The organism is Sporomusa malonica, from assembly GCF_900176355.1.
Taxonomy (GTDB): domain Bacteria; phylum Bacillota; class Negativicutes; order Sporomusales; family Sporomusaceae; genus Sporomusa; species Sporomusa malonica.
Window position 1 is genome coordinate 49089 of the sequence record NZ_FWXI01000015.1, and the last position, 14514, is coordinate 63602.

At 49.6% G+C, this 14514-nt stretch carries 9 protein-coding genes; 1 reads left to right on the plus strand and 8 read right to left on the minus strand.

All coding sequences use genetic code 11. From position 1 onward, the window contains the following. Positions 1-13: 13 nt before the first annotated feature. Entirely contained in the window at positions 14-901 is an 888-nt protein-coding gene (locus B9A22_RS16230; protein WP_084576996.1) for an LPP20 family lipoprotein, read from the plus strand. A gap of 72 nt (positions 902-973) precedes the next feature. Here the strand turns inward: B9A22_RS16230 and B9A22_RS16235 are convergent, their stop codons facing one another. From B9A22_RS16235 to B9A22_RS16270, 8 genes are all read right to left on the minus strand, one after another. Beyond that, on the minus strand, positions 974-4744 hold the full coding sequence (locus B9A22_RS16235; protein WP_245824026.1) for a UvrD-helicase domain-containing protein: 3771 nt from the start codon (positions 4742-4744) through the stop codon (positions 974-976). Further along, a complete protein-coding gene (gene addB / locus B9A22_RS16240) occupies positions 4725-8222 on the minus strand; it encodes a helicase-exonuclease AddAB subunit AddB (protein ID WP_084576998.1) in 3498 nt (1165 codons plus the stop codon). The genes B9A22_RS16235 and addB overlap by 20 nt, the downstream gene beginning before the upstream one ends. Then, on the minus strand, positions 8219-10174 hold the full coding sequence (locus B9A22_RS16245) for a diguanylate cyclase domain-containing protein (RefSeq protein WP_084576999.1): 1956 nt from the start codon (positions 10172-10174) through the stop codon (positions 8219-8221). Before B9A22_RS16245 ends, addB begins: the two co-directional genes overlap by 4 nt. Before the next feature lie 103 nt (positions 10175-10277). After that, the gene (locus B9A22_RS16250) at positions 10278-11420 is read right to left on the minus strand and encodes an iron-containing alcohol dehydrogenase (RefSeq protein WP_084577000.1); all 1143 of its coding nucleotides are present in this window, start codon (positions 11418-11420) and stop codon (positions 10278-10280) included. A gap of 521 nt (positions 11421-11941) precedes the next feature. Beyond that, on the minus strand, positions 11942-12829 hold the full coding sequence (locus B9A22_RS16255; protein WP_084577001.1) for a 4Fe-4S dicluster domain-containing protein: 888 nt from the start codon (positions 12827-12829) through the stop codon (positions 11942-11944). Between the two features lie 47 nt (positions 12830-12876). Beyond that, on the minus strand, positions 12877-13488 hold the full coding sequence (locus B9A22_RS16260; RefSeq protein ID WP_084577002.1) for a hypothetical protein: 612 nt from the start codon (positions 13486-13488) through the stop codon (positions 12877-12879). A gap of 32 nt (positions 13489-13520) precedes the next feature. Then, on the minus strand, positions 13521-13952 hold the full coding sequence (locus B9A22_RS16265; RefSeq protein ID WP_084577003.1) for a permease: 432 nt from the start codon (positions 13950-13952) through the stop codon (positions 13521-13523). 46 nt (positions 13953-13998) lie between these two features. Next, positions 13999-14439: a MarR family winged helix-turn-helix transcriptional regulator gene (locus B9A22_RS16270; RefSeq protein ID WP_084577004.1), complete on the minus strand. Its 441-nt coding sequence runs from the start codon at positions 14437-14439 to the stop codon at positions 13999-14001. Between the last annotated feature and the right edge of the window lie 75 nt (positions 14440-14514).

Genomic DNA, 14514 nt, shown 5'->3' on the forward strand with positions numbered 1-14514 from the left:
AGGAGGCTACCACATGTTAAAGAAGTCTTTGGTCTACCTCACCATCTGCACTCTGCTTCTGGCTGGTTTGCCACTGGCAGCTAGCGCAGCTACCGTCAACACCAATGTAAACGTATCAGTTACTGCAGTTGACCAGGTAGGCGCGAACGGTTTAATTAACTGGGATGAAGGTTTTGTTGAGGCCATCGGTACCGGCGTGCCTTCAAGTATTGCCAAATCTCCAGCCCAAGCCCGGCTTATGGCTAGACGGGCTGCCATCGTCGACGCCCAACGCAATCTGCTTGAGAGCGTTGAGGGTGTACAGGTTACAGCAGAAACAACTGTGCAAAACTTTGAAACCACCAATGACACCGTTAAAACCCAAGTCTCTGGCATAGTAAAAGGGGCAAAAATTGTCAATGAGCAACAGCTTGCTGATGGCACTTATCAAGTAACCATGCGGATCGGCTTATATGGCAAAGGCAGTCTGGCAGAGGTAATTACTGATGCTACCAGTCCGGCTACGCCTGTTCCTTTTCTTACTCCGTCGCCATCTTATCACCCAGTTTCCCTGCCAGTGTATACCGGCCTGGTTGTTGACGTAACCGGCCTGCCACTGGAACGCGCTATGTCTCCGGTCATCTTTGACGAAACCGGCCGCGCTATCTATGGTCATGTCAATATCATTCCTGAATTCGCAGTATCGCAGGGCATGATTGACTACATGGTCACTCCGGAAGACATCAGAGCGCTTGAGCTTGGCCAATCCCGCGCTGGCACAACTCCTATTATGGCTAAAGCAATTGGCCTGCGCGACCATAACGTAAACATTATTATCAGCCAAGCGGATGCTGACAAGATACTTGCTGCCAATGCACAAGGCAATTTCTTGCCGAAGGCTATGGTTTGTGTAAGACAGTAAACTCTAACAAACTTAAATAATTATGGGGCTGTGTTGAAACCTTGGTTTCAGCACAGCCCCATTTTCTTTTGCTCATCCCCATGCCTCTAACTTAACTTCCCGCCCCAATCCAAACGCATACAGAACCTGCTCCTTAACTGGCCGCCCAAGAATACGCTCAACAGCCACCGCATACATACTTAGCTGTGCCGCATACTTGGCAGCCAATTCATCGGCTGAGGCAGCCTTATCTGTCTTGAAATCCACAAGTACCAGACCATCGTCTTCGGCAAACAAACAGTCAATAACCCCCTGCACAAAAATCCGCTCACCACAGCCATTCAAATCCGAATAAAACTTTTCAGCAGGCAGCATCAAGCTAAACGGTAGTTCACGCCACACTTGACGGGCCTCAATCAGCCGCTGTCCCAAGCTTGAAGTAAAGAAGGCTGCAACACTATTGGCATCCACCGCCTGAGCCTGACCAGGCGGCAGAATCTGCCTAACCTCTAACTCCCTGACCTGCGCAGCAATGGCCTCTGCCGTATAGGGGCCATTAAGCGAGACATGCTGCATAACGGTGTGCATCATGATACCATATTCCACCGGCGTCAGCCCAGACTTAGCCTGAAGAAACCGGGGGCGAGCGTGAATGGCCGGCAGGGCAAATACATGCTCGGCTTCTGTTTCTTCCCGTTCGACCAGTTCAAGCCGCCGTTTAATCTCCGACACGGCTAGCTTGGCCGGCCTGCTGACAGCGGCTGTGCAGCCATACTCCCACCGCAGGATAGTATCCACCCATTTTGTGCCTGTACCACAGCCAACCGGTTCTAACCGGCGCACAGCGTCAAGAAGCTCATCGTCGGCCTGGCCAGACTGTTCCAGTGGCTTAATATCTAGCGACCGGTATATTTTTACCTCCCAGGAAGAAGCGTGACAAGCCAGTTCTGGCGCTGGCAGATCAGGGCACTCACCACACTGCCTGATAACCTCGCCGTGAGCGTGCCGGGCTACTGCCATACCGATCCAGTCAAGGTAGCTTTTGGCCTTAATAACCTGGCTGGCAGGCAGCTTTTCGGCTGGCTCACCAACCGAACGGCACCAACTGGTGCATTTTTGCGGTAGTTTTTTTGCCGAACCAATGAGTATCAGCTTTTCCCGGGCGCGGGTCAAAGCAACATAAAGAATTCGAAGCTCCTCGGCCTTGGTCTCAAGCTCCAGCTTATGTTGAATTCCCCAACGTGCCGGTGTCGGGTAGCGAAACCGGAGTTCTGGCAGCGTAACATACGGACCGACACCCAATTCTTTATGGCACAATACCAGGGCAGTCATATCCTGCAGGTTGAAATTTTTACCGATATCAGCGACAATTACAACCGGGAACTCAAGCCCCTTACTCTTATGAATACTCATAACCCGGACAACATCTTCACTTTCACCTAGAGCCCGCGCCACCGACAAATCCGAATTCTTGTCTTTCAGCCGCTCAATAAACCGTAGAAACCGGAACAATCCCCGGAAGTTAGTTGCTTCATACTGCCTGGCCCGATCATAGAGTGCTCGCAGGTTGGCCTGGCGCAAAACACCGCCAGGCATCCCACCCACATAATCATAGTAACCGGTATCATGGAAAATGTGCCAGATCAGTTCGGCGACGCCTTTACGCCGCGCCAGGCTGCGCCAGGCTGACATCTGTTCAAGAAACGGCAATACCTTGCCAGAAGCCGCATCAGCACCACTATAGGCCAGTACAGCATCCCAAAGACTGCCCTCGCCCTTACACAACCTAATTCCTGCCAGTTCGTCCCCATCTAAAGCAACCAGCGGCGACCTGAGTACAGCAGCGAGCGGAATATCCTGCTGCGGATTATCAATCACATGCAGGAGTGCCAGCATAATGGCAATCTCGGTTTCAGCAAAATACCCGGAATCAAGCTCGGCGTAGCAGGGAATACCGTTTTGGCGCAGCATATCCTGCAGAGCCTGTGCCTTGCCCTTTACCGACCGGAGCAGAATAACAATATCGCGAAACATCAGCGGCCGGTAGCCGCCACTGTGTTTATCAAACACGGCATAACCACTAGTCATTAATTCATTGATTCGCCTGGCAATCAGCACAGCTTCCTGCTCAAAAGCGCTCAGTTCTTCCTCTGCAAGCAGACTACCGCTAGACTGACCGCCTGCATCTTCCGGCCCATCTCCATTTACCGGACTATCAGACGTGCCGCACTCTCCGGCGTGGTCGCCCTCATCATCACTCTTTTCCCTGTCAATTATGATAAGCTCAACAGGGCCGTTCAGGCTGGGCAGTTCTGATGCCGGATAATCAGGCCCGGGATTCAGCTGTTCAGCCTGACCATAATCAAGCTCAGCCGTTCGCTTGGTCATCAGCTGGCAAAACAGAAAATTGGCCGCATGGAGCACCCCGGAGCGACTGCGGAAGTTCTGGCTAAGGTCAATACGTTTACAGCCAGGCACTGTACCACTCTGATACCTGTGGTATTTGTCCATAAACAGCTCAGGTTCGGCCAACCGGAAGCGGTAGATGCTTTGTTTGACATCACCCACCATAAAGAGGTTAGGCTGCTCATCACTGGCCACAAGCCGGATAATCTCTTCCTGTACCCGGTTGGTATCCTGATACTCATCTACCATAATTTCACTAAACTTGGCCTTAAGTTTCATAGCCACAGTCGAAGGCTTAGCCTCGCTGGGCGAAGCGTCACCAGCTCTGAGCACTGCCAGGCATAGATGCTCAAGATCGTTAAAATCAACTACGCCTTTGGCCTGTTTGGCAGCCGCATACCCTGCAGCGAATTTTTTAACTAAATTGACCAAAGCAGCAATCAGCGGCGCAAGCTGGCGCAAGTCACCCACAAGCTCGCTAGGACTGCGCTCAAAATACGCCCCTCTGGCATCAAGCACCCGCTTCTTTGCTTTATTGCGCTGACCCTGAAAGTAGTCTTTGACTTCCTTAGTTACTTCCTTGCCCACAGGCGCAATGCGCGGAAAACTTATGGCAGCCAAAGCCATCGCCAGTGCTTGCCAAGACTCCTTGGCAGCTAGTAGCAGATTGTCAATCAGGTTGATATCTTCGGCAAAAGTACGGGCGTAGGCTGCCGGATTACCAGGCTTTCCAGCCTCGATCATCAGTGCTGCCAGCGATTGTCTGGCATCTTCCCAGTCAAGCATGATTTTATCCCGCACCAGCGCTGACCAGGGGGTAGTATCAAATTCAGCTTCAGGCGGTAAATTAAACGCTGCCGTTAAGCCGTCAAGCCAGTACTCTGGCCAGGGGTGGCTGCACGAAAAATTATGCAGCTTGAGTACCAGACCAGCCAGCGAATTGTCGCCATCTTCGTCACCATAGTGATCAATGAGTGTCAAAAACTCAGGTTCAGCCTGGGTATATCCCTCTTCAAATACAGACTCAAGTACATCGCTTTTGATTAATGTAATTTCTGTTTCGTTGGCTATACGAAAGTTAGGCTCAATATCCAGCAGATAAAAATACTGTCGAACAAGGCTTTGACAAAAGGCATGCAGTGTGGAGATGCTGGCTGCGTTAAGCAGCACCAGCTGTCGTTCCACGTGGCGCCTGAGTTCTGGGTCGGTCAATTCAGGATGACTGAGCGCAGCCGTTAAAGCCTCACCCACGCGGCTGCGCATCTCGTTGGCAGCGGCATTGGTAAAGGTAACAACAAGCAGACGATCTACACTTAGTCGTTCCTGGGGATCGATGATCCGGCGGATAATGCGTTCGACAAGTACCCACGTCTTGCCTGAGCCAGCAGCGGCCGCTACCAAGAGATTATGGTCGCGGGTTTCAATGGCTGAGAGCTGTTCAGGGGAGCATTTCACCACTCTTGCCTCCTTTCCGCTGGCGCAGTTCACTCATAATAGTCTGATCATCCACTTTGGGCAGTGATAGATAGTCATTCTCTGGCAGATTGCGGTCAAACTGGCATACTGGCCGAAAGGCACAATACCCGCAGGGAGTCGCTTTATCCAGTCTGAAGGGCCTTATGGCCGTTTCTCCCGCCAGGATAGCCTCAGCTACAGCCACCAGCTCTTGTTCAACATGGTTCAGTAACAGTGCAAACTCTTCCTCAGTCTTGAGCTTATCCATACAGCTTTCGTAAAAGCCATTTTTGCCAAGGGCAATTCTGAAAAACTCTGACCAACCGTCAATTGTTTCATCAAGCAGTCCGGCCAGATTGACATCAGCCAGCAGCCAACCTGGCATTTTGAGCTTGCCATTTAGCTCTTTCTCGATTTGTTCAGGGGTTTTCAGGGTGGCTCCTGATACCATTGGGTTTTTCAAAAAGTAATACAGCACACCGGCAGGCAGGCAGGCGTTAGGCCCCTCCTGTCTGCTGACCGCTACCAGCAGGTAGGTTAAGAGCTGCAGTTTAAGTCCATAGTATACCTCTGCCAGACTAAGCCAGGCCCCGCCTGATTTGTAGTCAATAACAAGCGCATACTTGTGCCCCTCATGCTCGCCTACATCCAAGCGGTCAATCTGTCCGGCCACTTCCAGCATCCCCGCAGGCAGTGGAAATGACAGCGGCGGCAGCGCTCCCTGGCCTCGCCCGAAGGCCTGTTCTAAGGCCAGCGGCTTAAACTTACTCACCTGCGCCCAGGCAGCCAACCGGCTTACCGCCCGGACAGCCCGCCTAGTCAGCCTTGTAACCAAGTGTTCGTGCTGCTTGCTGCTCAGCAGTATCTCATTTTGCAGTTTAGGTGCCAATTCAGCCACAATACCGGTACACATATCGCCGATTTGCGACTGAGTAACATCACCCCAGCTTTGGCCGCCCTCTGTCAGTCTGTCGCCAAACTGCTTAAGCACCGCATGCAGAAACTGCCCTAAATCAGGCGCTTTCAGCTGATATACAGCCCGCTCTTTGAGCCCCAGCCCATACTGAGCGAAATGCTTAAACGGACAGGCGCGAAAGGCTTCAAACCTGGTGACACTGCCCCGCAGCACGCCGTTTTTTAGATACAAACGGCCTGGCAGGCCTGGTTGTAATGGCTCCAGCTGGTTATGATGAAACAATCCGGCTAGCGCAGCATGCAGCTGGACACGTTGACCTTCGTCTGCCAGTGCCCAGTTATATACATCCCACCAAGCAGAACTGATGTGTCCGGTATGCTTGTACAGCCTAAGCGCACCAGCAAGCGCCGCCAAAGCTCGCTTTGGTCTGGCAAGATATTCGGCTTCCCGCCCTGGCGGCGGTTCAACCGGTAAGGCCTTTACTTTTGCACCTGTAATTTCTTTTAACCGTCTCACGATCATAGACGGCCCCAAGGCTTTGCCTTCAGCATCAGCCAGCGGATAACTCACCCAGAGACTCCTGCTGGCTCGGGTTAACGCAGTATATACTAAAAACTGCTCGGCAAAGGTATCGGCTGCTGCCCCCCCGCCCAGTTCAAGCCCCAGCGAGGTTAACAACGCCCGTTCACTGTCTGTCAATAGCCCTTCTTCCCGCCTGCGTCGCGGCAGACTGCCATCACTTGCACCAGGAACAAAGGCTGCTTTTATCTTAAGCCGTCTGGTTCGTTCCAGCGCAGCGATTGTAACATAATCAAGGCCAGGCGGAATCAGGCTGAGTTTGGTTCCTTCCAGACCTTCACTGATAATAGCGGTAAAATCCTCAAGCGTCAAGGGCTGCTCAGCAAAGGTATCGACAATCTGGTCTAACAATTCAACAACCTTGGCCCACATCTGTCTGTGTTCGCGGGCCTGTTCCAAGTCACCAGCTGCCTCGGCGGCAGCCGCCCAGGCCTCAAGTTTATCCGGCACCTCTAACTGCAGCAGAAACTCGTAAACCGGCTGTACCAATTCTATCGGTTGCAGGCCCTGGCGTACAGCCGGCGTCAACCGGCCGGCTAGTCTGACCAGTTCCCAAGTACTCTGCTGGCGAATGTGGTTGATGCGGCCTAACTGCTCCTGCTCTGCTGCACTGAGCTCATCACCGGCCCATTCATCCTCAGCCAATGAATAGCGACGGCGGAAAGCCCAGGCCTCGGGGTTAGTCCACCGTGAGCCGCGAATACCAAATTCCAGGCAGTAGTTTTCCAACACATCGACTTCATCCCTGGTTACGGGGAACAAATCGGTCTTAAGACAGCGAAACACCGGCTCATAACTCCATTTTTCCAATATAACCTCAAGGGCAGACCGCACCAGCTCAGCCAGCGGATGATGCACTGCCGGACGGTTATTATCGCTAAAAAACGGGATATTATAGTCAGCCAGAACGGTAGCCATTAACTCGGCATAGCTGTCCACATCACGAATTAGAATAGCCATATCCCGCCACCGTAAGTTCTCTTCACGGCTTAACCGAATGATTTCGCGGGCGATAGCCTCAACCTCTATCCGGCGGTTGGCCGCCTCAGCCAGCGTAAACCCGGTATTCTTGTCTTCCTCCGTGAAGCCGGGTTTCCGGCCACCAAAAAACTGCTGTTCAATGGCCGCCAATATAGGCTTTTCAAAGCGGTGCGGGATCACAAGTTCTTGCTGAGTAACCGGAACGTTTAACACTGAAGCCAGTTTTTTTAACTTCACATAGGTTTCCCACTGGCGGTGAAACAACGCTTCCTCTCTGGCATTGACGGGGTTATCCGGCTGCTCCAGGCAGATAGTGACAGTTACGGCGTAAGCCGCTTTCAGCAAGGCCTCCACCACGGCATATTCCTGGGGTGTAAACCAGGTAAAGCCGTCTATCCATATCTCGGCTTGGCTCAATAGGTCAGATTCAGCAATCTTTTCAGCCAATAGACTGAGATAATCCTCAGGGTCAATATACCGCCCTGCCAGAAAGTCTTCAAACCCCTGGTAGAGCAGAGCCAAGTCGTGGATTTTCCCAGCCAGCGCCAGGCTGCCCAGCTGCTCCTCATCGCCAGCCATAGCGGCAAGAGCCGCTGGCCCAATCCCGTACGCTTTAAACTCTTTGACCACGCCTTCAATCGTTTCGGCAAAGCTTCTTTCTGATGCAGCCCGCGTCAATAGCTTTAGATTATTTTTGTTCTCCATCAATAGACGGCTAAATACCATGCGTTTACCCAATTCAGAGATATGGGGTCTGGCAGCACCGCCAGTCTCATTCAGCACCCGGTGTGCCAGTCGGCGAAACCCCAGGACATGAGCACGGACAAAACCATCCGCGTGGCAGGCAGAAGCCAAAGCCCGCTCTACTTCATAGGTAGCTTGTTCTGGCACAATAAAAATAAGAGGCCGGCCATCAGGCGATTTGGCCAGCCGGGATAAAACTTCATCAAAGCACTGCCAGGTCTTGCCATAGCCAGCCCGGCCCAAAATCAGTCTAAGTGTCAAGCGCAGTCCCCCCTGTAACGTCTTTCAACGATCTCACAAAATATAGCGGTAAGATCAGGATCAAACTGATTGCCAGCCTGCTGCTTTAGCTCAGCGGCAGCAACGGCAGGGTTCAGGGCTTTACGATATGGCCGGTCACTGGTCATAGCATCATAGGCGTCGACAATCGCCAACATCCGGCACTCCAGCGGGATTTCGCTGCCTCTGAGTCCAATCGGGTAACCGCTGCCATCCCACCGCTCATGGTGTTTCAGTATGAAGTCAGCAATAGGAATAAGGTCAGAAATCGACTGAGCAATCCGGTAGCCAATATCGGCATGCCGCTGTACCTCGATATGCTCCTCAGGTGTCAGCTGGCCTGGTTTAAATAATATCCGGTCAGGAATACCCACTTTGCCGATATCATGAAATTGAGCCAGCAATTTGAGATCGCCTGTCCGGCGTTCAGACAGCTTAAGCGCTGCAGCTAATTCCGCCATCCATTCCTGCATCCGGTCGCCATGACCCTCTGTAATAAAATCACGAGCCTCCAGTGCTTTTAACAGCGCTTTGACAATGGCACTGCGAGTGGTGCGACTCCGGTGCAGTTTTTCCCTGTACATATTGTCATCAGCTTCCCGGAACAACTCATTCATGGGTGCAGCATTAGCCATACCAGCCTCGGCTACAGCATACCCAATGGACATACTCAGCGGCAATTCCAGATGCTCGGCGTTATACATGTCAACAGCACTGCGTATCCGTGAGCAAATACTCCCAACCTGTTTGCCATCTGCCTGTGGTAATAGAATGGCAAATTCATCACCGCCAATTCTAGCTACAACATCACTGGACCGCACACTGGCTTTAAGGACAGTGGCAACGGCATCAAGGAGCAAATCGCCCATCTCATGGCCTAATGTATCATTAATCAGTTTAAGACCATCCACATCACACAAAATAATAGCTACCGGCTTTTGACCAGCACCTTCAAGACGCCTCATTTCCTGTTTAAAGAAGGTTCTATTATATAACCCAGTGAGTCCATCATAGTAACTCATATATCTCAGTTTTTTCTCAATCTGCCTGCGCTCAGCCAATTCCTGCTGCAACGCGGTATACAGCGTTGCGTTAGCCAGGGCGATTGACGCTAAATCAGCAAAACGACTCAGCACAGCAACTTCCGCTGCCCCAAACTCTTTCGGTTCATCATAGGCCAGCCCAATAACGCCCACTAGGTTGTCGCCATTCTTGAGCGGCATACCAATCACGGCGTTAAGCATATCGTAATCACGCCCTTGTTTGCGGTAGGGCCAGAGTGCATATTGATTGACAATACAGGGCTCTCCACTAGTGACAACCTGCCCCATAACCCCTTCACCTGGAATAACAACCATACCGACATGACGGCTATAAAACCCGGCAGTCACTTTCAGGATAAAATTTCCTGATACTTCGTCAACAAGAGCAACAAATCCGTTCCTGGTACCCACAAGTTCGCCAGCTCGCCCCACCATGCTTTCAAGCAATGCCCGAATATCAAGATGATTCATAAGTGTAAGCGTTGTATCATGCAGCGCTGTCAAATACATATTCTGGCGGAATATATTAGCCTCAGCCTGTTTTAGCTCGCTGATATCCCTGACAATAGCGACAACACACAGCTCGCCGTTCATCTCAAACGGACGAACCTTGACATCGACAGCTACCCGTGTGCCGTCTTTCCGGAGATTCTCGCAGCAAAACCAGCGGTCACCAGGTTTTCGTTTTTTCAGTGATACCTGCTCAATTGGCATATTATCTATAAATTCAGGTGGTACAATGTCAGCAACCTTCATTTTTGTTAATTCATCATACGTATATCCTAACAACTCACAAGCCGCAGGGTTAGCATCAAGTATCCGGCCATCCAGCGCTTCAATAAATATAGCATCATTAGCAGCAAGAAAAATCTGGCGGTATTTATCAGACATAGTTCACCCCTGCCTTTCCTATGGTTATGTCCACGCAGTAAGTGGCATTCCTAATAAATTCGCTGCCGCTAACAATCTTCCTGCTGGTTAAAATTGCAAAAAGCTACTCCCCGCGATACATCCGGTTAAGTACTTCAGCCATTTGTTCAGCCTGTACCGGTACCGGATTAACACGAGTAGACCCTTTGAGACAATTGTCAATTAAACTGGTAAAACCGCTATCTAATGCTGCGCGGCTAACACCAGCTTGTTCAAGGCCAGCAGGAATATCCATCATTTGATTAAGTTCTCTCACAGCAGCAATAAACTCTCGGCTGCCATTACGCCCAATACTCCGGGCCAGCTCGTCCAGCCGAGCGGCTACCTGCTGATTTTGAGTATTAAACTCAAGCGCATAGGGCAACGCAATGGCGTTTAGCAGACCATGCCCCAGATCAAACCGGCCGCCAAGTGCGTGAGAAATACCATGTGCCATGCCTAAGCCGGCATTGTCAAAAGCCAGACCGGCCATACACTGATAATGATGAACCTTTTCCCTGCTCTCGATGGTTTTGTCGTTATACGACACAGGCAGCCAGGTAAAAAGTCCAACGACTGCCCCCTTAGCCAGCACTTCGGTAAAGTCATCCAGATTGTTATTCATATAGCCTTCGACAGCATGAGTAAGTGCATCCAACCCTGTTTCGGCAACAACATTGTCCGGCATTGTCATAGTAATATCTGCGTCAAGGATGGCAACATCAGGAATGAAGGCCGGAGTCTTAAGACCTATCTTGAGTTCAAGCTCGCGGAAAGTAATTACAGCCGCCTTGGTTACCTCGGCCCCGGTACCTGAGGTTGATGGAATGGCAACAAACTTTAAACTTTTACGAACAGTCGGCAAGTCACCTGCCTGCGCTTTGGCGAAATCCAGCTCAGGATATTCATAAAATAAGCCCATGACTTTGGCGGCATCAATCGGCGATCCTCCCCCTACGGCAACCAATAAGTCAGGTGCAAATTCGCGCATTTTAGCCAGCCCGTCAAGTACAGCCTGAGTATCAGGATTTTTGCCAATGCCACCATAAACAGATGTGCTGCACCCTATATCAGCAAGAGTTGACTCTATTTTAGCGATAACACCACTTGTCTGCATAGCACTGCCACCAGTGACAATGAAAGCCCGGCTGGCCTTAATCTCTTTAAGTTCAGCAATTGAGCCGCGACCGGTAATAATAGCCTGGCCGCCTAACATTAGTTTTTTCATTTTATCTTCTCCTTTTCGCGGGAGTGAGCTTGCCACACTGGCGCTCGCAATGACCGGAGAAGGTTACGTCCTCTCACATTCCGTCATTATGAGCACAGTGAGGCAATCTCGCTTTTCTTATCTAAAGTATTGGACAAAAAGGGAAAAATACCTGCCCTATAGGTAAATTGACAGGTATCCTCGGGAAGATTATGCCTTTTGAAATAATCTAACAATGACTATACAACATAGGAAAAAAGAGCCCGAAGGCTCACATTCAATTTTTAATACAATTTATTTTTATAGTCTTCATTGATTTCTCTTCGGCCGATATCTGTACGATATAATACTCTTAGCCAATCCTTTTGGTAGCGTGCAAAAATGTCCCTTTATCACTCCACCCAATGCCAAGTTCACCTCACAAAAAATCATGCAGTCGTGAAACCACATGATTAGTGAACGTTATTTTTTTCTCAATTCCTTTCAGACCGTTCAAATAGTAAAATGTTCTCCAATGGTAAACTACCGCCGATCATACCTGATCATAGCGAAACAATAGGATACACTGCCGACTGAGGAATTTCATGATACTTATCTTTTTCGTCGTTTAGTTTTTTAGTTATCTTTTGTTCAACAAAGTCGTGCACTACGGCGTTACGCGGGCAGTGGTGATAGCATTCGGCGCACAGCAGGCAATAGCTACCGTTATCTACCCTGACGGCTTTTTGCCCAACAATTTCAATAAGGTTGACCGGACAAAATTTTTGGCAAATTCCACAACCGTTGCATACTTCCGGATTGGCGCGAACTGTACGATACTTGCCGTGAAAGTAATCCTGGTCTAAGAACTTCAGTACGACTTTATGCAGCAATGAAGCATACCCAAATGACCGTCTGACATCGTCCCACTTGCATTGGCTGCTCAACTGCTTTAGCCGGCGCGCCATCTCCCTTGCAACAATTTCTTCTTCCGAACCGGGTTTACCTTCATTAATTTTGTAAGGCAGCAGGTTCTGCGACAACGAGTGAAAAGAAGCCATTTTTACTCCCATAATATTAATTCGTCTGCCAGCGTGAAACAACGCTCCGGCTTCTTGCAGCGATACACTGCTGTGCAATCCGCCGTATGTGATAAAGGGAATGGCGAGTTTCCCCCAATGCTCATCCGGATCAGGCAATGTCTTTATCACTTTTCGCGCATTACCTTCCAGGTGACCGGCATACACCGGCCCGCCAACACAAAGCACATCATGTCGATTTACGTTTTCCAGCAGAAATCCTCTTAAATTGTTGTTCTTAAAAACTTCCTTTTGTCCAGTAATATTTAACAACTGCACCTGCATCGCCTGTTCTTCCATCGCCGCCTTTATCATTTCCGCAGCTTGCAGTGTATGACCAGAAGGGCTAAACACGATAATACAAATATTCATAATCCATACCTCTTTTCCCTTAAATCATGTGTTGTTTTTCCCTGCTGTTATTGTTTCCTACAGCTAATGACCGATCCCGGCCGTTCGTCTGTGGTATTTTCATTATCTTTCCAGTAAATGTGCCCAGCGTAAAATCTGGCCAGCAGACCGGACAAAAAGGGCATTGCCAATGTGCAAGCCAGGAATACCATCGCCAGTTGGAAATTCAAAAAGGCGAAATAGTCAGGTATTCTCATAAAAGAAAACAACTTGCTGGAGGTTAAAAGGGCGACTATGAAACCAATCCCGGCACCGCCGCGCGCAATCCCCAAAATCATCGGCAAACCCAGCATGGGTTCACAAGGAATGAGTGCACCAGCCGCGCTTGCAATAAGAACCCCGGTTATGCGACTATTATCGCCTGCCCATTTAGCGATAAACTGCGGCGAAATTAAAGCGGTAATCGCAGTTGCGGCAAGGATGCTGACCGCAACGACCGGCAAAACCTCCAATATTGCGGAGTACGATTTATTGATTTCCATAACAATCCGATCCGGCGCCACGACAAAAGCCGCTCCCAGCAAGACCGCAGTCAGTGCTGCCATAACGCAGTAAACAAGCATTAGCCTGTTATTCTTCAGATTGTTCCCATGGCTATTTACGATTTTATCTTTCTGCACTAAAAGCATCTCCTTTTAAGTCCAAAGTTGCGTCACACTATCAAATAGGCAATAAAGCCAGCAAGTCCTGGGATAAACAAATTAAGTAAACTTCGCAACAGGACAAATCGCCACCCAAAAAATGCAATCTCGGCAGGATAAAGCGTAACGGAAAACAGTGCCCACGATGAAATAAATGCAATCAACGCTCCATACCCCGCACCAGCTTTCGCCAGACCTTCCGCAATTGGCAACCCGAAAAACGGTTCACCGGGGACAAGTGCGCCAGCAACGCCTCCGATAAAAATCCCCTTGATTCCGGCTTCATTACCGACAAACTTCATTACCATTTCCGGTGGCAGTAACGACGAAATGGCTGCTGAAATCAAAATCCCGAATAGAATAAGCGGCAATACCTGCAGAATCAGCCATAGTGATTGTTTTACTTCATTAGCAACCCGCTCTTTTGTTTTATGGTCAATCATATAGGCCCCCTATTATTTAGTAACTAAACTATTTTTTCAAAAAAAACTATCTTTTCATACTCGAAAAGAATATGTCGAAAAACTGCCCAATGGCTTCAAGTTTTTCCTCATCCAATTCACCCAGATATCCTATCACATGACCATGTATTTCTTCATGATATCGGCAATGAGCTTTGTTAGCTATTCTGCCGGATTCCGTTGGACTGAAATAAACTTCCTTTTTATTACCCGGGAGGTTATATTTTTCCACAAGCCCTTTTTGTATCAGCTTGTTTACCACTTGTGTGATCGCGCCTTTGGTAATCCCCATTATTTGTGCCAATTCACTGGCATTCACCTGTTTGTGATTGCAAATGGTCGACACAGTGTGAATTTCCGACTGGTAAAGCAATTGTCCGGTTCCATAATCCCGCGGTTGTTTTGCGCTTTCATTCATTTCGTTGAAGGCGCGAAACATTTTTTCCATGATTGCAGCTTTTTTGTCCATACCCTATCACCCAGCTTTATTATATAGCAGCTAAACTAATATATCAAATACTTTTTAGCTGCTATAGCCACTCCG

What these genes read in the sequence shown, in the direction of transcription:
- B9A22_RS16230 (WP_084576996.1), top strand. Translation starts at nt 14, where the DNA reads ATGTTAAAGAAGTCTTTGGTCTACCTCACCATCTGCACTCTGCTTCTG.
- B9A22_RS16245 (WP_084576999.1), bottom strand. Translation starts at nt 10,174, where the DNA reads ATGTCTGATAAATACCGCCAGATTTTTCTTGCTGCTAATGATGCTATA.
- B9A22_RS16250 (WP_084577000.1), bottom strand. Translation starts at nt 11,420, where the DNA reads ATGAAAAAACTAATGTTAGGCGGCCAGGCTATTATTACCGGTCGCGGC.
- B9A22_RS16255 (WP_084577001.1), bottom strand. Translation starts at nt 12,829, where the DNA reads ATGAATATTTGTATTATCGTGTTTAGCCCTTCTGGTCATACACTGCAA.
- B9A22_RS16265 (WP_084577003.1), bottom strand. Translation starts at nt 13,952, where the DNA reads ATGATTGACCATAAAACAAAAGAGCGGGTTGCTAATGAAGTAAAACAA.
- B9A22_RS16270 (WP_084577004.1), bottom strand. Translation starts at nt 14,439, where the DNA reads ATGGACAAAAAAGCTGCAATCATGGAAAAAATGTTTCGCGCCTTCAAC.